This window comes from Blastomonas sp. AAP53, from assembly GCF_000331245.1.
Classification (GTDB): Bacteria; Pseudomonadota; Alphaproteobacteria; order Sphingomonadales; family Sphingomonadaceae; genus Blastomonas.
The window spans coordinates 36,544-57,221 of sequence record NZ_ANFZ01000021.1 but is presented as its reverse complement, the minus strand read 5'-3'; the positions used below and the strand labels follow the sequence as shown (position 1 = coordinate 57,221).

The window sequence follows — 20,678 nt, the reverse complement described above, 5'->3', positions numbered from 1 at the left end:
ATGGCTAACGGAACGGTTAAACTAAAACTTTACTATTAGAACATAGTCATTCCCTAGCCGCTCAGCATGCTGCTCCGTCACACGGCGATGGAGTCAGGGGGGCGCGGTCACTTGAGGGGAAGACTTACCATGGCCAAGACGGCATTTTTTCTTGTAACTTCGTATCTGGCGCTTTCGACGCCAGCCTGGGCGGAAACCGCCGCTGCAAACAGCACCGAGGCGACTGCCGAGGCAGAGGCTGACACGCAGGGCGCAGATCAGACCGCCAAGCCGCCGGTCGAGGTATTCTCCACTGGCGTCGCCAAGGGCCGTGACCGGCTCGACAGTGCAACGTCGACCAGCGCGCTGCGCGGCGGTGACATCACCATCCTTGGCCCGCGCCCCATTGGCGAGGTGCTGCGCACCATGGCCGGCCTGCGCGTGGCTGTCAGCATCGGTGAAGGCAACAACAACTTCACCGTGCGCGGATTGCCACTGGCTGCCGGTGGTTCGAAGTACATGCAGATTCAGGAAGACGGCCTGCCGCTGCTCGAATTTGCCGATCTGTTCAACGTCGGAGCCGATGTCTATCTGCGCAACGACCTGACCGTGAACGCGATCGAGACGATCCGTGGGGGCTCGGCGTCGACCTTTGCGTCAAATTCGCCGGGCGGCGTGATCAACATCCTGTCGCGCACTGGCGAGGTTGAGGGTGGATCCATGCAGCTCACCACCGGGGTCGACTTTGACACCAAGCGTGTCGACTTCACCTATGGTGCAAAACTGGGCGAGAACACCCGCTTCCAGATCGGTGGATTCTACCGCCAGGGCGAAGGTCCGCGCAACAACGGCTTTGATGGCTGGAAGGGCGGCCAGATCAAGGCCAACATCACACGCGAATTCGAGAACGGCTATGTCCGGCTGTACCTCAAATATCTCGACGATCGCTCACCGGTCTTTGCACCCTATTTCGCCAACATCACCGGCACCAATGCCGATCCGATCATTCGCAGTTTTCCGGGCTTCGACCTGCGCAACGACACCATCCTGTCGTCGTTCCTGGGCCCGGTGATCACGCTGGATCAGAACAACCAGCCCGCAGCGTTCCCGGTCGCCACCGGCCAGAGCGCCGAATCCAAGTCGATCGGCGTGGAAGCCCAGTTCGACGTCGCCGGTTGGACGATTACCGAACGGATGCGCTATGCTGCCAATGGCGGCGACTTCAGCCGCGGCTTCCCCAACACGGCCAACACCGTGTCGGCATTTGCAGCAGGACAAGGCGGTGTTGGTGCAACAGCGCGTTATGCCAGCGGACCGCTGGCGGGCCAGCTGATCGACCCCAATGGGCTGATCAACGGCAATGGCCTGCTGTCGCTCTACTTCTTCTCGTTCGTACGCGCACGCTCGCTCGACAATTTCACCAACGATGTCCGTGCCTCCAAGGTGTGGGAGTTGCCCGGCGGCAAGCTGACCACCACGGTGGGCGCTTATCTCGCGACCCAGGATCTCAACACCACCTGGCTGCACACGGCGATGAATATCGACGCCAATGGCAACAACGGAACCGCCCAGGTCGACATCTTCAATGCCGCAGGTCAGCCACAGACGCTGAACGGCTATTTCGCCTTTGCCCGCGCCTCCAGCCTGTTCCGCCGGGCGTTTGACGTGAACTACAAGGTGTTCGCACCTTATGGATCGGTGAACTATCATTTCGGCAAGATCGCCATTGGCGGCAGTCTGCGCTATGACACCGGCCGGGTCCGCGGTTCGCTGGTTGGCGCGGATCTCAACAATGGCAGCGTCGGCCTGATCACGCAGGACATCAACTCCGATGGCCTGATCAACCCTGCTGAACGACGGGTGGCGTTCCTGCCCTTCACCCAATCGGCTCCGGTCAACTACAATTACGGCTATCTCAGCTATTCGGCCGGGATCAACTATCGCGTAGCAGAGCCGGTGTCGCTGTTTGCACGCTACAGCAAGGGCGCACGCGCCAATGCCGACAAGGTGCTGTTCACGCCGCTGATCAACAATGCCGATGGCTCGATCCGCAGCACGCGCGACAAGCAGGATGACGTCAAGCAGCTCGAAGGCGGCTTCAAGTTCCGCAACGATGGCTTGACGTTCAACGCGACCGCCTTCCGCGTGACGGCAGCAGACCATAATGTGATCAACGGCGCTGCGAACCGCACCGACCGTACCTATCGCGCGACCGGCGTCGAGATGGAAGGGGGGGTACAAAAAGGCCCGTTCAGCCTGATGATCGGGGCGACCTATACCAAGGCCAAGATCACTGCCGATCTTCTCAACCCTGCGCTGACCGGCAAGGAACCGCGCCATCAGCCTGACTGGACCTACTTTGTCACGCCCTCGGTGGATCTGGGCCGAGCCGTGATTGGTGCCAGCATCGTTGGCGTGACCAAGAGCTTTTCGCAGGATTCGAACCTGCTGGTCATGCCTGGTTTCACCACGGTCGACCTGTTCGGCCAGATCAAGCTGTTCAATGGCGGCAGCCTGCAAGTCAACGCCAACAACGTGTTCAACACGCTGGGAATTTTCGAAGTGAACCAGGCAAGCGTACCGGCGAATGGCGTCGGCTTTGCCCGGGCGATCAACGGACGGACCATTTCGGCCTCGTTCCGCTTCGATTTCTGACGGCGCAAGGCAGCGCCTGCTGCTTGCGTTGGCGATGCGACCACTGGCCGGGGGGCAATGGTCGCACCGCAGGGCGGGAGAATGGACGGGAGAGGATGGCATCCATCCGCTCTGTCTCAATTCTCCCGCCTTTTTTCATGCCGACGACACGGTCATCCCAGCGCGATGGGCGCGTGGCCCGCTTGTGCCGAAATGGTGTGGAGCCCGCATCATGAAGACGTGGGTCAGCCCCCGCTCTGCAACCGTGACGGCGGTGCGGGACTGGTATAGGCAACTGACGCGCTACAGGTGTGGTCGGCCAGAAAGTGAGCGAGGATTTGGTGTCGTGCGCTGAGATCAGGCCACGCGTTTGCTGCGCTCGTCTGAAACTGCGGGACCGCTGCCTTCGCAGTCTTCATCAGCCAAAAGCCAAGCTTCGGCCTCTTCGATGCTGGAGAAATACTGCGCGCTGCGGTTGGCGGATGCACGCAGCAGTTGCATCCGCGCCAGCGACAACGCGACCACGAACGCCAGTTTTCGCGAATGGTAGCGCGGATCGGCCATCACTGCGGTGAAGGTCTTGACGATATCCTGCTGCTGGATCTTCATATCGCGCACATCGACCAGCGTGACATGCTGATTGGGAGCGCAGGTCAGCCGCTGATGGGCGGCATTTCGCGCGGCCACATAGCGCTCGACATCTGCCGGCTCAAAGAACCCGGCAAGGTAATGCCGGACGACATTGCGCACCGGATCGACGTCGACTCTGTAGTTGGCATCCATGCGAACGGTGTAGCCGGAGTTGGTAAAAATGCGGTAAGCGCAGCCTTCGCATTCCCGCGTACAGCGTTGGCCAAAACCGCGAGGCGTCACCCTCTCCGCGTGGCAGTGCGCGTTAATACAGCCGCAGCCCGCGCACCGAATCCCAAGCCGCTTCGTCGGGCTGGGTCAGCGCATCAAGGTCTTCCGGAACCGCCGATGCATCATCCACCCATTCGCGCAGCGCCGGTCCGCCGTTGATCACGTCGATAGCCAGCTTGCCGAGTTCGTACTCGTAGGGAAAATCTCGCCAGAGCGGATAGTTTGGGTAGAGAGTGCGGATCGCCTTGAAGGCGAGTGCCTGAACGCGCCACGGGCGGAACGCGGCGTGGTCGTAGAACGCGCCTTCGGCATGGATGTGGACGCCGTGGCACAGCTTGCCAACATGCTTGTGGAAGGTCGGCTCGAACCAGATCTCGCACAGGGCGCAGCCGGTGAGCCAGTGCGGCGCAATCTCGCGCATCTTCGCGATGACGGCGCGCGCGTCGATATCGGGCGCGCCGAAGATCTCGAGCGGGCGCGTCGTCCCCCTGCCCTCGCTCAAGGTCGTGCCTTCCAGCATCACGGTGCCGGCATAGGCGCGCGCCATGTTGACGTTGGGCGCATTGGGGCTGGGGTTGATCCAGACGCGGCTTTCCGGCCAGCCGAAGCCGGGCGCGGCATCCGGCTGCCAACCCTGCATCTGGATCACCCGGTAATCGACGTCGAGCCCGTAATGCTGGATGAACCAGTGCCCCATCTCGCCCAGGGTCATGCCGTGGCGCATCGGCATGGGACCAGCGCCAACGAAGCTTTCCCAGCCTTCGCGCAGGATCAAGCCCTCGACCGGGCGTCCGGCGGGGTTGGGGCGATCGAGCACCCACACCGACTTGCCCTCCTTCGCCGCCGCCTCGAGCATGTAGAGCAACGTGGTGACGAAGGTGTAGATGCGGCAGCCCAGATCCTGCAGGTCGATCAGCACGACATCGAAGGTGCTCATCATCTGCCCCGTCGGGCGGCGAACCTCGCCATAAAGGCTGAACACGGGGATACCATGCACCGGATCGGTAAAATCCGGGCTTTCGACCATATTGTCCTGCTTGTCGCCGCGCAGGCCATGCTGCGGCCCGAACGCTGCGGTGAGCGTTACATCGTCGAGCGCGGCCAGCGCGTCGAGCGAGTGGGTGAGATCAGCCGTCACCGAAGCAGGGTGCGCGACCAGCGCGACGCGCTTGCCGGCCAAGGGCTTGCGCAGATCAGGCTCTGCCAGAAGACGATCGATACCGAAGAGCATATGCAAACTCGCGCTGCCGAAAAGGGTGCTGGTTCTTTACCCCAGCCGCGCCGCAAAACAATCCGCGTGGTGAAAATCGGGCTGGCCCGCCGGATGCGCGAGCGACCAATAGCTCTTGCTGCAGTCCTTCGCCTCGATCACCGCGGTGATCGCAAGCCGCCAGGGTGCGGGGCCGATGAGGTCGTCCAGCCCCATCAGATCGAGCGTCGCGCGCCATTGGCCGGGGCTTGAGTGCGCGACCAGCGGCGACGCGGCCAGCGCAAGCTCGCGCATCCCGGCGCGATAGTCATCAAACGCATACGCCGCCCATGCGCCCGACGGGGCAAGGTTGAACTCGGCATAGGTGGAGGGTCGGCCAGAGGCCATGAACGCCTCGAAACAGCTGTGCTGCCACAGACTATCGGTACGCCCCGATGCAGCAGTGGGCCAGAGGATCGCACGGTGCGGATCGATGACACGGTAATCGATCGCCAACCGGTGGCTCTCCATCGCCCATTCGGCCGACACGGCGACGCCATCGGGCGGCGGAAAGTCTGGGTGGGGCATGAGATCGTGGTGCGGCATGACCTCAACTGTCGCGCGCAATCGGCTGGAATTCAAGCGATTTGGTCAAGCAACCTTTGGCTGGAACCGGCCCGTCATGGCGGCGTTTGCGTGACTCCCCCAAGCCTGTTAGACTGACGCAAGCGTAAAGCAGAAACGCAACAGGAGAGCCCGCCTCATGGCACTGGTCAAGGCCGCCAACCCGACACAAATCTTTGGCCGCGATCGTTTTCGCGAACTCACGACAGTGTCGAAGTGGAAAGGTCTGGCGTTGGTCGCGCATGGCTGGGCGGTGATTGTCGCACTCGCCTGGGGTGCGGCGTATCTCGGCACATGGTGGGCATGGGCAATCGCGATCGTGCTGATCGGCGGGCGGCAGCTTGGGCTTGCCATCCTGATGCACGAAGGCGCGCATGGCCTGCTGCACCCCAATCGCGCGGTCAACAACTGGGTCGGGCAATGGATCACCGGGGTGCCGATGGGCACCGATCTGCACGCCTATCGCACCTATCACCTGACGCACCACCGCTACACGCAGCAGCCCGAAGACCCCGATCTGTCGTTGTCCGCGCCCTTCCCCACCACACGCGCCAGCCTGATGCGCAAGGTGGTTCGCGACCTCACCGGCCAGACGTTCCTCAAGCAGCGCGGCGCGCAGCTGGCGATGGCGCTCAAGGGTTTCGGTCCCGGCGCGAAGGAACAGAATCTGTTTGTCGGCAAGGTCGTGTTGCGCTTCATCGCAGCGCAGTTCGTGCTGCTCGCGCTGTCCTTCGCCACCGGCCTAGGGGCGCTGCCCTATCTGGCGTGGCTGATCGCGCTCGCGACGACGTTCCAGCTGTATCTGCGCATCCGCAACATCGCCGAGCATGCCTGCACCGCGACGGGGTGCGACGATCCGTTCACCCACGCGCGGACAACGTACGCGAACTGGCTGGAGCGCGCCACGGTCGCGCCCTATTGGGTGAACTTCCACAGCGAGCATCACCTGTTCATGGGCGTGCCCTGCTACAACCTGCCCCGCGCCCACACATTGCTGATCGACGCGGGCCATTCACACCGCATGACCATCGCGCGCGGCTATGCGCAGGTTATGCGGCAGGTTGTCAAACCCGCCGCATAACCGGTCACATCAGACAGTTTCGGAACGCGCGTCGGCCATCTCGCTGACCATCTTGGCGATTGCCTCGCCGAATGCGGGCAGATCATCCGGGTTGCGGCTGGTGATCAGGTTGCCGTCCACGGCCACTTCCTGGTCGACATAGTTCGCACCGGCGTTCTTCAGATCGGTACGGATCGAATTGTAGCAGGTCAGCGTCTTGCCCTCGACCAGGCCCGCCTCGATCAGCAGCCAGGGGGCGTGGCACACGGCGGCGATCGGCTTTCCGGCATCCGCGAAGGATGTGATCAGCGCCATTGCAGTCTCGTCGACGCGCAGCAGATCGGGGTTGATCTGGCCGCCCGGCAACACCAATGCGTCGAAATCTTCCGCCTTCGCGCCATCGAGCGGCGCGTCGACCGAAACGCTCTGACCCCAGTCGTCACCCTTCCAGCCACGGATTTCGCCGCTTTCGGGTGAAACAATGGTCACTGTGGCGCCTGCGCCCTTCAGGTCGTCGCGCGGCTGGATCAGCTCGGATTGTTCGAAGCCGTGCGTTGCCAGAATGCAGATGCGGCGGCCAGTCAGGTCGGGAAGTGTCATGGGGAATTCTCCGTCATTGGGGGGGATATATGCCTTACGACCCCCAGTGCCGGTTCGTTCCATCGGGTCGCGCTACAACCACTTCGCCCATTTGAACCGGGCGTAAAGCGTCACGCAGACCGCCGCCATGATGCCAACCACCGCGAAATAGCCATAACGCCATTCCAACTCGGGCATGAACTTGAAGTTCATCCCGTAGATCCCCGCAATGGCCGTCGGCACCGCCAGGATCGCGGCCCAGGCGGCAAGCTGCCGGGTAATCACGCCCTGGCGCTGCTGCTCGAGCAGGCCACTCGTTTCGATCACCGATGTCAGCGTATCGCGCAGACCGGCGACGCGGTAATCGGCGCGGCGGACATGATCGTGCAGGTCGCGGAAATACGGCTGCATGTCGTGGTCGATCTGCGGCAGTTCGAGATGCAGGCAGCGGCTGGCGACGTCCTGCATTGGCCCCAGCACGCGTTGCAGCCGGAACAGGTCGCGGCGCAGCGAGAACAGCTGCGCGGTCTGCTCGCGGTCCAGAAACGCGTCGAGCGCGCGGTCTTCCATCGCCAGCACGCGGTCCTCCAGCGCGTCGATGACATCAAGATAGCCATCGACGATGAAATCGAGGATCGCGTGCAGCACGAAATCGACGCCACGCGCCAACAACTGCGGTGTCGCCTCGAGCTGCTGGCGCACCGGGCTGTGATCGCGCAATGACCCATGCCGCACGGTGACGATGAACTGTCGCCCCATGAAAACGGCGGTGTTGCCATAGGTGATCGCGGTGTTGCTGTCGCTTTCATCGAGATGCACGGTCCGCGCGACGGCAAACAGATGCTCGCCATAAGGCTCGATCTTGGGCAGGTGCCGCCGGTCGAGCGCGTCTTCCACCGCCAGCGGATGCAGCCCCAGCTGGGTCTCGATCGGTTCCAGCTCGTCCGCTGTCGGTTCGTGCAGGCCAATCCACAAAAGCGCCGCCGGGTCGTCGAGTGACGGCAATGGCTGCGCCAGATCGACATCGGCCACCTTCTTGCCATCGCGATACAGGCGCGCGGCAATGACGGTCATCCAGCGATGACCTGCACCCATTGCGCCTTGACCCAGCCGGTCTTGCATGGTCCGGCATAGGGGCGATCTGCGCTGACCGGCGATCCGACGCCGCAATCGACATCGGGATCGCGGCTGTAGACGATGCCGATCATGTCGCTGCCCTCATCGCCGTCACACAGCCAGACCTGCTCGCCATCGGACATGAAATCGATCGCATCGGGATCGGTGGTGTTGCTTGGGAACACCATGATCGCGCCCTCGCCCGCGCCGGTGATCGCACCCAGCGCGCAGGGGTCCAGCCCATCATCGGCCTTGAGCATGACCGGGCGGTTGGCACCGGTCAGCAGCGGTTGGGCGCATGAAGGTGATCCGATGGTCAGCGCACACAGCGCCATGCCCGCAACAATGGCCTTCATGTCGTCTCTCCCCTCAGGCAACCGAGGCCAGCGCCTCTGCGATCAGCTTGCGCGTGTTGGCGATGCCATACAACGCGATGAAGCTGCCCATGCGCGGGCCCTGTTCGGAACCCAGCAGCGTCTCGTACAGAGCCTTGAACCAGTCGCGCAAGTTGCCGAAACCATAGGCCTCGTCCTTGCCGATGGCGTAGACGATGTTCTGGATGTCCTCGGCGGTCGCGTCGTCTCCCAGCGCGGCCAGCTCGGTATCCAGCGTCTTGAGCGCTGCAACCTCGGTGCCGACCGGCGCGCGGCGCTTGAGCGTCGGCGCGATGAAGTCACGACCATAGTTCACCGCATTGGCGATCAACCCGTCAAGCTCGGGATGCGTTTCGGGCGACACGCCCGGCGCATATTTCTGCACGAAGCCCCAGACGAGGTCCTTGTCGTCCATCCCCGGCAGGCTGACGACGTTGAGCAGCAGCCCGAACGTCACCGGCGGGCTGCCTTCGGGGACTGCACCGGCATGGATATGGTGCGCAGGGTTGCCCAGCCGCTTGTCGGCGTCCTGCGCGTGCCAGTTGTCGCGGAACTGGAAATATTCGTCCACCGCGCGCGGCACCACGGCCAGGCTCAGCTGCTTGGCGGCCTTGGGCTCACGGAAGATGTAGAACGCCAGGCTGTTCTCGCTGCCATAGCGCAGCCACTCGTCGATCGAGAGGCCATTGCCCTTGGACTTCGAGATCTTCTCGCCCTTTTCGTCGAGGAACATCTCGTAGATCATGCCTTCGGGCTTCTGTCCGCCCAGCACGCGCGCGATCTTGCCCGACTGCACGCCGCTGTCGGTCAGGTCCTTGCCGTACATCTCGTAATCGACGCCCAGCGCCACCCAGCGCATCGCCCAGTCGACCTTCCACTGCAGCTTGGCGCCGCCGCCCAGGATCGACTGCTCGATGGTCTCGCCCTCGTCGACGAAGCGCACGATTCCCGCTTCGGCATCGACCACCTCCACCGGCACCTGCAGCACCACACCCGACTTCGCGCTGATCGGCATCACCGGCGAATAGGTCGCGGCGCGTTCGGCACGCAGCGTCGGCAGCATGATGTCGAGGATCGCCTGATAGTTGCGCAGCACGCCGCGCAGCGCCTCGTCGAAGGCACCGCTTTGGTAACGCTCGGTCGAGGAGACGAACTCGTAATCAAAGCCGAACTGGTCGAGGAACGCGCGCAGCATCGCGTTGTTGTGGTGCGCGAAGCTTTCGAACTTGTCGAACGGATCGGGGATCTGCGTCAGCGGCTTGCCCAGATGCGTGCGCAGCATGTCCGGATTGGGCACGTTGTCGGGCACCTTGCGCAGGCCGTCCATGTCGTCGCTGAACGCCACCAGCCGCGTCGGTGCGCCACCGGTGAGCGTCTCGTACGCGCGGCGCACGAGCGTGGTGCGGAACACCTCCTGGAACGTGCCGATATGCGGCAGGCCCGAGGGGCCGTATCCGGTTTCGAACAGCATCGGGCCTTGCGCCTCGGGCTTGCCGCCGGGATAGCGTTTCAGCAGCTTGCGGGCCTCCTCGAAGGGCCAGGCCTTGGATCGCATTGCTGCCTCGCGATACGCGCTCACGTGTGTTTCCTTTTCGTTCCGATGCCGCCATAAGAGGCGCAATGACCGCTTCCCTAAACTTTCCAGCCCTGCATGCAAGCCATAGCGCGATCTGGTTCGCGCGTCCCGGCGAGCCTGCCGTGCGCATCTCCAAGGGCGATGCGATCGGCCGCGCGGCCGAGACTCCGCTGATCATGCTCAACGCGCCGCTGTTGGCCCAGCGGCTGGGCTATCCCGAGCTGTCCGGGCTCGACCTGCTCGAGATGTTCGCGTTCGTCCATCCGGCACAGTTCATGGTGCCAACGCCGATGGGGCTGGCGCGGGCTTTGGGCCTCGCTCTCCCCGACCACGCCACCAGCACGTTCCCCCGCGAAGGCGGGGGCCCATCACCTGAGCTTTCGGGTCTGTGGGCGGGTGGGGATGCAAAACCTGCAGACGCAAATCGCTCCGGCCAAAGTGCCGACCGCTCCATCCGCAACCCTTCGGAGATGGCCCCCCGCCTTCGCGGGGGACCGGAAAATGGCGGTGATCAGGGATTGCCCGATTCCGCCATCCCCGCCCTCCTCCACGCCGCCGCGCAAGCGCTTGTCGCGACGCTGGAAAGCACCGAATGGCCGCAGCGCGAAGGCGCGTGGTCGTCGCTCCAGGCGCTCGCCAAGCTGCGCTGGCCCTGGGCGGGCGTTGCCGCAAAGCACCTCAAGCAGCCTGAAAAGGCCGAACGCTGGCTGTTTTCGAAGCTGCCCGAATGGGAAGAGCAGCCGCCGCGCGCCCAGCCTCGCCAGATCACCCTCGCCGAGGACGAGGCCGAAGCGCAGCTCGAGGCGCTGACCGGCGCAGGCGCAGAGCGGCGCGAGGGCCAGCGCCAGTTTGCGCGCACCGCCAGCCACATCTTTGCACCGCGCGATCGCGCGCCGGGCCAGACCGCAGAGCCGCACATGCTGCTGGCAGAAGCCGGCACCGGCATCGGCAAGACTTTGGGCTATCTCGCCCCGGCCTCGCTCTGGGCGCACGGTGCCGGCGGCACGGTGTGGATTTCCACCTATACCAAGGCGCTGCAACGCCAGCTGTCGCGCGAGACCGAGCGCATCTACGGCAACGAGGCCACGTTCCGCAAACGCGTCGTCATCCGCAAGGGGCGCGAGAATTACCTTTGCCTGCTCAATCTGGAGGACGCGCTGCAGGGCGGCTTCCAGAACCGTGCGGCGGTGCTCGCGCAGCTGGTCGCGCGCTGGGCCGCCTATAGCCGCGATGGCGACATGATTGGCGGCGATCTGCCCGGCTGGCTGACCACATTGTTCCGGCGCGCAGGAGTCACCGCGCTCACCGACCGGCGCGGCGAGTGCGTCTATGCCGGCTGCCCGCACTATCGCAAATGCTTCATCGAGCACGCCACGCGGTCGAGCCAGAATGCCGATCTCGTCATCGCCAACCACGCTCTGGTGATGGTCAATGCGGCGCGTGCGCGCGAACAGCAGGGCCGGCCGACGCGGATCATCTTCGACGAGGGCCATCATCTGCACGATGCCGCCGATTCGATGTTCGCGGTCGCGCTGACCGGCCAGGAAACGGTCGAGATGCGCCGCTGGATCATGGGGCCGGAGGGCAAGTCGCGCGGACGCCGGCGCGGGCTCGCCGCGCGCCTGTCCGACGTTGCCTCGTATGACGAACTGGGCGGCCGTGCGATCGAGGCGGCGCGGATCGCGGCCGAAGCGCTGCCGGGCGAAGGCTGGCTGGCGCGCATCCGCGAAGGCGCACCCTCGGGCGAGATCGAGCAGCTGCTCGCCGCGATCCGGGGCACGGTCTACGCGCGCGACGAGAGCGGCGCAGAGGATGCCGGCTATGGGCTCGAGACCGAGCTGGCCGAACTCGACGGCCCGCTGATCGGCGCGGCGCTTGATGCCGCACGCGCGATCGATGCGCTGCACGGGCCGCTGGTGGCGTTGGGGCGGCGGCTGGAGGCGCTGATCGAGGATGGTCCCGACTGGCTCGATGGTCCGGCGCGTGCGCGGATCGAGGGCGCGCTGGCGTCGCTTGGCTGGCGGATCGACCTGCTCGCCGCCTGGGCAGCGCTGCTGGGCCGGATCGGCGGGCCGACCGACCCCGATTTCGTCGACTGGCTGGCGCTCGACCGGGTCGAGGGGCGCGAATACGACATGGGGCTGCACCGCCGCTGGCTCGACCCGGGCAAGCCGCTCGCCGAAGCGGTGATCAAGCCCGCGCACGGCGTGCTGGTCACCTCCGCCACGCTCAAGGCGGGTGCGGACTGGGCCCCTGCCCTGACGCGCAGCGGTGCGATCCATCTCGACAAGCCGCCTGAACTGTTCGAGGCGCGCAGCCCGTTCGACTATGCCAACCAGGCCGAGGTGCTGATCGTCACTGACGTCAAGCGCGGCGACATGGCGGGGCTCGCAGGCGCCTACGGGCGGCTGATCGAGGCGGCGGGCGGCGGCGCTCTGGGGCTGTTCACCGCGATCCGGCGGCTGCGCAGCGTCCATGGCCGCATCGCCGACCGGCTCGCGCAATCGGGGCTGCCGCTCTACGCGCAGCATGTCGACCCGATGGAGACCGGGACGCTGGTCGATATTTTCCGCGACGATCCGCGCGCCTCGCTGCTCGGCACCGACAGCTTGCGCGATGGCGTCGACGTTCCGGGCGATTCGCTGCGGCTGGTGATCATGGAAGGCGTGCCCTGGCCCAAGCCCAGCATATTGCACCGCGCCCGGCGCGCGGCGGGCGGCGGCACGCAATATGACGACATGATCATCCGCGCGCGGCTGGCGCAGGCATTCGGGCGGCTGATCCGCCGCGCCGATGATCGCGGGCGCTTCGTGATGCTGTCCTCGGCCTTCCCCTCGCGCCTGCTCAGCGCCTTTCCGGCTGGCACGCCGGTGCGACGGGTGACCCTTTCCGAAGCTTTACAAGCGGTGCAAACTGGCGTTTCTGCGCCGCGTAACGACACCGTGCGAATCGATCCCGTTGCGGGGTCCGGGGGAGAGGGACGATGAAGAGGCTGACCTTGCTGCGGCATGCCAAATCGGACTGGCTGGACCGATCATTGCGCGACTTCGACCGCCCCCTCAACGCCCGCGGCATGCGCGGCGCCAAGGCGATGGGCCTGTATGCAGCGGAAAAGGCGATGGCGTTCGACGCGGTCGTCGCTTCGCCTGCGGTGCGCGTCACCGAGACGATCGATCATTTCGAGGCCGCGTTTGGCCACACGCTCAACCCCGATTGGGACCGCCGCATTTACCTCGCCTCGTCGGTCACGCTGATCGACGTGCTGCGCGGCATGCCCGACAGCGCGAACCATGTGCTGATGGTGGGGCACAATCCGGGGCTGGAAGATCTGGTGTTCGACCTCGTTCCCGACGATGGCTCCAGCCCGTTGCGCGATGTGGTGGAAGAGAAATTCCCCACCGCCGCGCTGGCCACGCTCGACGTCGCGATCGACCGATGGGAACAGCTCGACAACAACACGGCGACGCTGGTGGAGCTGATCCGCCCGCGCGATCTGGACCCCGATCTGGGGCCGCAGGACGACGATTGAGCCCGATGACCGCGGCGTTACCCGAGACGATCCTGCGCCGCGCCGGGCCAGAGGATGCGCCCAAGCTGGCGCTGCTGGGTTCAGCCACGTTCCTCACCGCATTTGCCAGCGACCATCCGGGCGAGGCTCTGGTCGATCATTGCACGATCGAGCACGGCGTCGCGCGCTATGCCGCCTGGCTGGAGCAGCCCGACTATGCCTTGTGGCTGATCGAAACCCCGCTCGGCGCACCGATTGCCTATGCGATGCTGTGCCCGCCCGAGCTGGACATCACCCCCGATGCCGACGCGCTGGAGCTCAAGCGCATCTATGCACTCTCCGGATGGCAAGGCGCCGGGCTGGGCCAGCGATTGATGGAGGCGGTGATCGATGAGGCCCGCGCGCGCGGTGCGCCATCACTGTACCTGTGCGTCTACACGATCAACGTTGCTGCACAGCGTTTCTACGCCCGGTTCGGATTTGAACAGGTGGGGCAGCAGCAGTTCATGACCGGCAATGTGCCGTTTACCGACTGGATTTTGCGTAAGGCGCTGTAAGTCCGGGGATCAGGCCGCTTCGAGCGCCGCAGCAAGCCGATCGCGGATGGCACGCAGCGCGGCGACATCCAGCGGCGGCGTTGGCTGCACCGGCGCTTTGGGGGTTTCAACTACAGCAGGCCCAGTCTTGCTTGCCAGAAGCTGGCGCGCGCCGCGCACGGTAAAGCCCTCCTGGTTGAGCAGGCGGTTGATGGTGCGCAGCGTCTCGACGTCTTCCGCGCGGTAATAGCGACGCCCTCCGGCGCGCTTGAGCGGGGTGATCGTGTCGAACTGCGCCTCCCAATAGCGCAGGATATGCGGCTTGACGCCAAGCTCCGCCGAAACCTCGCCGATGGTGCGCATCGCGCCCTCGGCCTTGGCGGAGACGGTTGGATCAGTCACCCGCCATGATCCTTTCCTTCATGATCTGGCTGGCGCGGAAGGTGAGGACACGGCGCGGGGTGATCGGCACCTCGACCCCGGTCTTGGGGTTGCGGCCGACTCGTTCGCCCTTGTCGCGGAGCAGGAAGGTGCCGAAGCCCGAGATTTTCACGTTCTCGCCGCGCTCCAGCGCATCGGTCATGTGGTTGAGAACCGATTCCACCATTTCAGCTGCATCTGCACGCGACAGACCAACCTGGTTGTTGATCGTGTCGGCCAAATCTGCCCGTGTCAAAGTGCCTACCGAACGCATCCCGACGTCTCCTAACCCCGCTATGAGGGTAAAACTAGCCGATTAGCGGGGCGATGGCAAATGCCGCCAAGGCAAAAACAGTGCTAAAAGAGCGTATTGGCGCGTAAAATCGCGCGATGTTAATAACGGACGACCGCCGCACCCCAGGTCAGGCCACCACCCATGGCCTCGAGCACCAAAAGGTCGCCGCGCTTGATCCTGCCATCGCGGACGGCGGTATCCAGAGCCAGCGGCACCGATGCAGCCGATGTGTTGGCGTGCTGGTCGACGGTAATCACCACCTTTTCAGGCGGCAGCCCCAGCTTGCGCGCGGTCGCATCGAGGATGCGGGCATTCGCCTGATGCGGCACGACCCAGTCGATATCGGCACTGGTCAGGCCCAGCGGCACCATCACCTGTTCCATCACTTCAGCCAGGTTGACGACCGCGTGGCGGAACACTTCGCGCCCCTTCATCCGCACCTTGCCGACCGTTCCGGTGGTCGACGGACCGCCATCGACATAGAGCAGGTCGTGATGACGGCCATCGGCATGCAGCTGCGTCGCCAGGATGCCGCGCGGAGCGTCGTCGTCCGGTTGCGCAGTCTCCAGCCCCAGCACCACCGCGCCCGCGCCATCACCGAACAGCACGCAGGTGCCGCGATCTTCCCAGTCGAGAATGCGCGTGAAGGTCTCTGCGCCAATGACCAGCGCGCGCTTGGCCATGCCGGTGCGCAGCATGCTGTCGGCCACGCTCAAGGCATAAAGAAAGCCCGAGCATACCGCCGCAACATCGAAGGCGATGCCGCCGGTCATGCCGATGGCTGCCTGTACCTTGGTGGCCGTGGCCGGAAAGGTGTTGTCGGGCGTCGCCGTTGCCAGCACGATCAGGTCGATATCGCCACCGGTCAGGCCCGCAGCGTCGAGCGCAGCGCGCGCAGCATCGGTGGCCAGTGTCGAGGTCGTCTCATCAGGCCCGGCGATGTGGCGAAACTTGATGCCGGTGCGCTCGGTGATCCATTCATCCGAGGTATCGACGGTTTCAGACAGTTCGGCATTGGAGACGCGGCGGGCAGGCAGAGCCGAACCCGTGCCCAGAATGACACTGCGCGCTACCGGAAGGTGATCGCTCATTTGGGTGATTCGCCCGATCCATTGGAGGCAACGCCGTTACTGGCAATCGCACTGGTGTCGAAGTCCTTCAGCACATCGCCGATGCGCTGGGTGATATTGTCTTCCACCAGCCGCGCGGCGACTTCCACCGCGTTGGCGACGCCCTTGATGCTGGCCGAGCCATGGCTTTTGACGACCACGCCGTTGAGACCAAGGAAAACCGCGCCATTGTGGTTGTTGGGGTCGAGATGGTGGCGCAGCAGGTCGGTCGCCGGGCGCGAGATCAGGAAGCCGATCTTGGACCGCAGCGAGGACTGGAAGCTGCGCTTGAGCAGATCGGTGACGAAGCGCGCAGTGCCTTCGAGCGCCTTGAGCGCGATATTTCCCGAAAAGCCGTCGGTCACGACGACATCGACATCGCCGCGCGAAATCTTGTCAGCCTCGGTAAAGCCCTGGAAATCCATCGGCAGATGCGTTGCTGCGCGCAGGGCGGCAGCGGCATCGCGCAGCGCATCGGTGCCCTTGGAATCCTCGGTCCCGATGTTGAGCAGGCGCGTGCGGGGCTTTTCAAAGCCGAAGATGATCTGCGAATAGACCGCGCCCATCACCGCGAATTGCACGAGGTTGCGCGCATCGCATTCGGTGTTGGCGCCCAGGTCGAGCATCACCAGATCGGTTTCTTCGAGCGTGGGAAGAAGTGCGGCCAGTGCGGGCCGATCGATGCCGGGCATCGTGCGCAGCGCCAGCTTGGCCATCGCCATCAAAGCGCCAGTATTGCCCGCGCTGACTGCAGCACCGCAATCGCCCGATTTGACCGCCTGAATAGCGAGCCCCATCGACGAGTTCTTGGATTTTCGGATGGCCTGGCTCGGCTTGTCCTCACCCCGCACCACCTCATCGGTGTGCAGGATTTCGGATGCCGCGCGCAGATTGGGGTGACGGTCCAGGCCTGCCTTGATCTGCTTTTCGTCTCCGACCAGCAGAAAGGTAAAGCGCTCATGGCGGTGGCGGGCTTCCGCCGCACCACCCAACATGACACGCACGCCTTCATCACCGCCCATCGCATCAATCGCGATCCGCGGCTTCATCGGCACCAGTTAATCCCCCTGAAAAAGTGCAAAGGCCGTCTGATCTGAATCAGGCGACTGCAAGCACCTCACGGCCGTTGTAATGGCCGCATGCGCCGCAAACGTGGTGCGGGCGCTTCAGTTCACCACAGTTCGAGCATTCGCTGAACGCATCGACGGTGAGCGAATCGTGGCTGCGACGCATGCCGCGCTTGGAAGGTGAGGTTTTTCTTTTAGGAACAGCCATGGCAGGATCTGCTTACCTTATTTGTTTGTCTATCAATGCGATATTGCCATGTTTTCCGTAGCGGGCGCGTTTTGCGCAGCCAGCCGGCGGAGCAACAAAGCCCGTTCGCGTGCGAAGGCGGGGCTATAGCGAAAATCTCGTGCGTTGCAAGCATTGTCACGCTACCCCTCGCCCGGAAATCGCCACACGCACAGTGGCGCAACGCTGAGGGAAGACCATATGAACCTGCCGCTGACACTCACCATGGCCGCCGCCGCCGGATTGATCAACATCTGGCTTGCCATCCGCATCGGCCAGGTGCGCACCAGCCAGAAGGTGAGCGTGGGCGATGGCGGCAACGAATTCGTCATCCGCCGCATGCGCGCGCAGGCCAACTTCGTCGAGTTCACGCCGTTCGTGCTGATCCTGATCGGCGCGCTGGAGTGCTCAGGCTATGCCGCAACCTGGCTGTGGGTGGTCGGCGTGGTCTACATGATCGGCCGGCTGGCACATGGCCTGGGCATGGATGGCGGCGCCTTCGGGCTGGGCCGGACGATCGGCACGATCACCACGCTGCTGACGCTGCTCGGGCTGTCGGGCTATGCGGTCTATGTCGCGAGCATTCTGCCGGTAGCGTGAGGGCGCACCTCCCGCTCCAAAAGCTCCCCTCCCTCTGAGGGAGGGGCTGGGGGTGGGTAGGCCGTTACAGAAAAGCCGTCCGCCCTATACCGCCGCAGACCCACCCCTAACCCCTCCATGGCCAGGGAGGGGAACGCGCACAACACCTGGGGAGAGAATTAAGCCAGCACGTGATCCGCAACAAAGCCGTTGCGCTGGCGTTCGAAACCGAAATTGCTCGTCGGTCCATGTCCGGGGACGAACACCGTCTCGTTCCCCAGCGGCCAGAGCTTCTGCGTGATCGAATCGATCAGGTCCTGATGGTTGCCGCGCGGAAAGTCGGTGCGGCCGATCGATCCCTGAAACAGCACGTCCCCCACGATCGCCAGCTTTGACGGCGCGTGGTGGAAGACGATGTGCCCCGGCGTGTGCCCCGGGCAATGGATGACATCGAGAACCAGATTGCCGACGGTGACGGTATCGCCATCTTTCAGCCAGCGATCAGGCTCGAACACCGCGCCTGCAATCCCGTAATTGCGGCCATCGTCATCGAGCCGCGAGATCCAGAACCGGTCTTCCTCGTGCGGCCCTTCGATCGTCAGCCCCAGCTCCTTCGCCAGCGTGCCGGTCTCGCCGCAATGGTCGATATGCCCATGCGTCACCAGCAGCTTTTCCAGCGTCACGCCTGCCTGAGCCACAGCCGCCTTGAGCTTGGGCAGATCGCCGCCCGGATCGACCAGCGCGCCCTTCATTGTCTCAGTACACCACATCAAAGTGCAGTTCTGCTGCAACGGCGTCACCGGAATGATCGCGGCACGAAGCGGCGGCTGGGCGGGGTTGGCGGAGGTGTCGGTCATGCCAAGCTATGTGGCAAGGATGGCGGGTGGGTGCAAGTCAGTCGTCTTCGATCGACCACAGCGGAGCATCGAGCACACCAGCGATGGCACGGCGCAGCTTGGCAGCACCGCGCGCTGTGCCCGCCTCGATCTTGCTCAGCCAGACCTGGCTGCAGCCCGCTTTTTCCGCCAGATCTGTCTGCGATATGCCCCGATATTTGCGCCATGCAGCGATGGGGCTCATCTCGTCATTGATCATGAACGCGACAACCTCCCCAGGAACGCCCTGCTCGCCTTGGCGAATACGCTCCAATTGCAGACGCGCGGCGACCACGTCCTCTGCATCATCAGCAAGATCACGCAACCGGTCGAATTCGGCAGCGGTCAGAACGACCATCTTGGTACCATCGGGTGCCGTAAAGTGCTGCGGTTCGTAACCCATTAGCTAACCTCAATCATAAGCACTGCCACGTGGCGCGATCTGCACGATATGAACGACCACCCTGTCCTCGTTAAATATCACCCGCCAATCCCCGACCCGCAGTCGCCACAATCGATCCTCGCCCTTAAGCCGCTTGACCTGGTTGGCCAAACTTGCCGGGTCATCGGCATATTGCGCAACCTTGACTTGAATCCGCTTCGCGGTCGCATTGTCGATTGACCGCAGGGTTTTCAGGGCATCTCGGGCATAGATGATCTGACGCACGTCATCATGCTATAACGGTTCGTACGAAAATCCTATAACCAATCGATCAAACCCGCCGTCCGGCCCAGATCACGCGCCCCACGATCGCAATGCTCTCCGGTGCGACATCCGGATAGCTCGGGTAAAGCGCGTTATCCGAAGTCACCGACAGCCTGCCATCCGGGCGGAAGGCGAGCCGCTTGACGATCAGCGCATCGTCCATGCGCAGCACATGAATGCCATCGCGGCGACGCTTGCCAGTATCGACGGGCGTGGCGACGAGGATGTCGTCGCCATCGCTGAGCGTCGGGGCCATCGAATCGCCCTCGACCTGGATCATCGTCACCGCGTCCGACCCTGCCCCCAGTCGCCGCAGCCAGGCCTCATCGAACGCGATTTCGGCCACCGGTGCCTCATCCTCGGCCAGTGCGCCCGGCCCCGCCGATGCGCCCACCGCAAGGCGGGGGATCAGCCGCATGCGCGCGGGCAGGCTGCGATGACCACTGCGCGCAGGAACGCTGCGCCCACCCCTGGACTGCGCCAGATCTGATCGCCCGTCCGGAAGCGCCTCATCGGGCGCGCCCAATTGCTGTTCCGACACGCCGAAGAACTGCGCCAGCAACCGCCGGTCACGCTCGTCGAGCCGCTTTGGCGATCCTCGGCGGATGAACTGCTGGATATAGGCCGGGTTCTTGCCGAGCAGCTGCGACACCCCGGCGAAGCTCACGCCCCGCGCCGCGATCAACCGCTCCAGCGTCTGGCGAACATCATGCTCCATATTGGACATATAGCACGGCCGGCAGTTTCTTCAAGGATATTTCCTACACTCTGCGAATCGCCTATAGGATTATTACTACTTCCCACCAGCGGCCCGCCGCTGCCGTTCGATTCGAGGAGACATGCCGATGCCGCTGCTGCGCCTGGTCGAAAAATTCCTGCGCGAAACGGGGATGCCGCGCACCCGCTTCGGTCGCCTGTCCGCGCGCGATCCCCGGCTGGTCGATGACCTGCGCAATGGCCGTGAACCTCGCGAAGACTTGCGCCAACGAATAGAACATTTCATGAACATTTACCGGCAGGAGCAGGCATGATCCACCAAAAGATTCGCCACGACCCCGCCACCGCGCTGATCCGCGCGGTGCTGACGCTGGCCGCAGGTGCAGCGCAGCTCGAGGAGCATCGCGGCACCGCCTGGGCCAGCGCCACCTTCACCGGAATGCGCCACGTGATGCGCATTTCATTCGAGAACAGTCTGGGAGTCGAAACCGGCGCATGGCTGGCGAAGACCCTGCCCGAGCATGAATTCACCATCGCGGGTCATCTGGTGGCCGATCTGGCGATCACCGAAGTGCACCGCCGCTCAGAAGGCACGCCGATGATGACGCTGACGATCGAAGCGCTCACCGTCGAAGCGGATTGATCGCG

At 64.1% G+C, this 20,678-nt stretch carries 24 protein-coding genes; 8 read left to right on the top strand and 16 right to left on the bottom strand.

Annotated features, from left to right (window positions below):
• Window positions 1-129 precede the first annotated feature (129 nt).
• Window positions 130-2,634 carry a TonB-dependent receptor gene (locus tag D618_RS0116020; protein WP_017672549.1) on the top strand — a complete coding sequence of 835 codons (2,505 nt, stop codon included), beginning with the start codon at window positions 130-132 and terminating at the stop codon, window positions 2,632-2,634.
• 336 nt (window positions 2,635-2,970) lie between these two features.
• On the opposite strand, the gene D618_RS0116015 is transcribed toward D618_RS0116020, so the two are convergent.
• From D618_RS0116015 to D618_RS0116005, 3 genes are read right to left on the bottom strand one after another with little or no spacing between them, the layout of a single operon-like run.
• Window positions 2,971-3,486, bottom strand: coding sequence for a hypothetical protein (locus D618_RS0116015; protein ID WP_152414791.1), 516 nt, complete (start codon window positions 3,484-3,486; stop codon window positions 2,971-2,973).
• A 22-nt stretch (window positions 3,487-3,508) separates the two neighbouring features.
• Complete coding sequence (locus tag D618_RS0116010; protein ID WP_017672547.1) at window positions 3,509-4,705, bottom strand: DUF1343 domain-containing protein; 1,197 nt, start codon at window positions 4,703-4,705, stop codon at window positions 3,509-3,511.
• Between the two features lie 36 nt (window positions 4,706-4,741).
• Window positions 4,742-5,251 (bottom strand): DOMON-like domain-containing protein, encoded by a 510-nt coding sequence (locus tag D618_RS0116005; protein ID WP_152414790.1) that lies wholly within the window; start codon window positions 5,249-5,251, stop codon window positions 4,742-4,744.
• 175 nt (window positions 5,252-5,426) lie between these two features.
• Between D618_RS0116005 and D618_RS0115995 the strand changes: the two genes are divergently transcribed.
• Window positions 5,427-6,368, top strand: a complete 942-nt coding sequence (locus D618_RS0115995; RefSeq protein ID WP_017672544.1) for a fatty acid desaturase family protein — start codon at window positions 5,427-5,429, stop codon at window positions 6,366-6,368.
• A gap of 9 nt (window positions 6,369-6,377) precedes the next feature.
• Here D618_RS0115995 and D618_RS0115990 read toward each other — a convergent pair whose 3' ends face one another.
• From D618_RS0115990 to D618_RS0115975, 4 genes are all read right to left on the bottom strand, one after another.
• Complete coding sequence (locus tag D618_RS0115990) at window positions 6,378-6,947, bottom strand: type 1 glutamine amidotransferase domain-containing protein (protein ID WP_017672543.1); 570 nt, start codon at window positions 6,945-6,947, stop codon at window positions 6,378-6,380.
• A gap of 72 nt (window positions 6,948-7,019) precedes the next feature.
• A complete protein-coding gene (locus D618_RS0115985; protein WP_017672542.1) occupies window positions 7,020-8,000 on the bottom strand; it encodes a magnesium and cobalt transport protein CorA in 981 nt (326 codons plus the stop codon).
• Complete coding sequence (locus tag D618_RS19170; RefSeq protein ID WP_017672541.1) at window positions 7,997-8,398, bottom strand: hypothetical protein; 402 nt, start codon at window positions 8,396-8,398, stop codon at window positions 7,997-7,999. The genes D618_RS0115985 and D618_RS19170 overlap by 4 nt, the downstream gene beginning before the upstream one ends.
• A gap of 13 nt (window positions 8,399-8,411) precedes the next feature.
• The gene (locus D618_RS0115975) at window positions 8,412-9,995 is read right to left on the bottom strand and encodes a lysine--tRNA ligase (RefSeq protein WP_017672540.1); all 1,584 of its coding nucleotides are present in this window, start codon (window positions 9,993-9,995) and stop codon (window positions 8,412-8,414) included.
• Between the two features lie 41 nt (window positions 9,996-10,036).
• Here D618_RS0115975 and D618_RS0115970 point away from each other — a divergent pair, with 41 nt between their 5' ends.
• Genes D618_RS0115970 through D618_RS0115960 form a run of 3 tightly spaced genes read left to right on the top strand, consistent with a single transcriptional unit; the run spans window position 10,037 to window position 14,057 of the window.
• Window positions 10,037-12,979: an ATP-dependent DNA helicase gene (locus D618_RS0115970; protein ID WP_017672539.1), complete on the top strand. Its 2,943-nt coding sequence runs from the start codon at window positions 10,037-10,039 to the stop codon at window positions 12,977-12,979.
• Entirely contained in the window at window positions 12,976-13,521 is a 546-nt protein-coding gene (locus D618_RS0115965; RefSeq protein ID WP_017672538.1) for a histidine phosphatase family protein, read from the top strand. Before D618_RS0115970 ends, D618_RS0115965 begins: the two co-directional genes overlap by 4 nt.
• Before the next feature lie 5 nt (window positions 13,522-13,526).
• The gene (locus tag D618_RS0115960; RefSeq protein ID WP_017672537.1) at window positions 13,527-14,057 is read left to right on the top strand and encodes a GNAT family N-acetyltransferase; all 531 of its coding nucleotides are present in this window, start codon (window positions 13,527-13,529) and stop codon (window positions 14,055-14,057) included.
• A 9-nt stretch (window positions 14,058-14,066) separates the two neighbouring features.
• On the opposite strand, the gene D618_RS0115955 is transcribed toward D618_RS0115960, so the two are convergent.
• The 5 genes from D618_RS0115955 to rpmF form a co-directional block, all read right to left on the bottom strand.
• A complete protein-coding gene (locus D618_RS0115955; protein WP_017672536.1) occupies window positions 14,067-14,438 on the bottom strand; it encodes a MerR family transcriptional regulator in 372 nt (123 codons plus the stop codon).
• Window positions 14,431-14,730, bottom strand: coding sequence for an integration host factor subunit alpha (locus D618_RS0115950; RefSeq protein WP_026091770.1), 300 nt, complete (start codon window positions 14,728-14,730; stop codon window positions 14,431-14,433). Before D618_RS0115950 ends, D618_RS0115955 begins: the two co-directional genes overlap by 8 nt.
• A 119-nt stretch (window positions 14,731-14,849) precedes the next feature.
• Window positions 14,850-15,842 carry a beta-ketoacyl-ACP synthase III gene (locus D618_RS0115945; RefSeq protein ID WP_017672534.1) on the bottom strand — a complete coding sequence of 331 codons (993 nt, stop codon included), beginning with the start codon at window positions 15,840-15,842 and terminating at the stop codon, window positions 14,850-14,852.
• Window positions 15,839-16,909: a phosphate acyltransferase PlsX gene (gene plsX / locus D618_RS0115940; RefSeq protein ID WP_017672533.1), complete on the bottom strand. Its 1,071-nt coding sequence runs from the start codon at window positions 16,907-16,909 to the stop codon at window positions 15,839-15,841. Before plsX ends, D618_RS0115945 begins: the two co-directional genes overlap by 4 nt.
• Before the next feature lie 49 nt (window positions 16,910-16,958).
• Window positions 16,959-17,135, bottom strand: coding sequence for a 50S ribosomal protein L32 (rpmF, locus tag D618_RS0115935; protein ID WP_026091768.1), 177 nt, complete (start codon window positions 17,133-17,135; stop codon window positions 16,959-16,961).
• 219 nt (window positions 17,136-17,354) lie between these two features.
• On the opposite strand from rpmF, the gene D618_RS0115930 reads away from it, so the two are divergent.
• Complete coding sequence (locus D618_RS0115930; RefSeq protein ID WP_017672531.1) at window positions 17,355-17,753, top strand: MAPEG family protein; 399 nt, start codon at window positions 17,355-17,357, stop codon at window positions 17,751-17,753.
• 158 nt (window positions 17,754-17,911) lie between these two features.
• On the opposite strand, the gene D618_RS0115925 is transcribed toward D618_RS0115930, so the two are convergent.
• From D618_RS0115925 to D618_RS0115910, 4 genes are read right to left on the bottom strand one after another with little or no spacing between them, the layout of a single operon-like run.
• Entirely contained in the window at window positions 17,912-18,589 is a 678-nt protein-coding gene (locus tag D618_RS0115925; protein ID WP_026091767.1) for an MBL fold metallo-hydrolase, read from the bottom strand.
• Window positions 18,590-18,626: 37 nt separating this feature from the next.
• The gene (locus D618_RS18700; RefSeq protein WP_017672529.1) at window positions 18,627-19,010 is read right to left on the bottom strand and encodes a helix-turn-helix transcriptional regulator; all 384 of its coding nucleotides are present in this window, start codon (window positions 19,008-19,010) and stop codon (window positions 18,627-18,629) included.
• A 9-nt stretch (window positions 19,011-19,019) separates the two neighbouring features.
• Window positions 19,020-19,274 (bottom strand): type II toxin-antitoxin system RelE/ParE family toxin, encoded by a 255-nt coding sequence (locus tag D618_RS0115915; protein WP_017672528.1) that lies wholly within the window; start codon window positions 19,272-19,274, stop codon window positions 19,020-19,022.
• Window positions 19,275-19,320: 46 nt separating this feature from the next.
• Window positions 19,321-20,040, bottom strand: coding sequence for a S24 family peptidase (locus D618_RS0115910; protein ID WP_026091766.1), 720 nt, complete (start codon window positions 20,038-20,040; stop codon window positions 19,321-19,323).
• Window positions 20,041-20,152: 112 nt separating this feature from the next.
• Here D618_RS0115910 and D618_RS0115905 point away from each other — a divergent pair, with 112 nt between their 5' ends.
• Together D618_RS0115905 and D618_RS18695 are read left to right on the top strand one after the other, a co-directional pair.
• Entirely contained in the window at window positions 20,153-20,344 is a 192-nt protein-coding gene (locus D618_RS0115905) for a hypothetical protein (RefSeq protein WP_193746734.1), read from the top strand.
• Window positions 20,341-20,673, top strand: a complete 333-nt coding sequence (locus tag D618_RS18695) for a hypothetical protein (protein WP_017672525.1) — start codon at window positions 20,341-20,343, stop codon at window positions 20,671-20,673. The genes D618_RS0115905 and D618_RS18695 overlap by 4 nt, the downstream gene beginning before the upstream one ends.
• Window positions 20,674-20,678 lie beyond the last annotated feature (5 nt).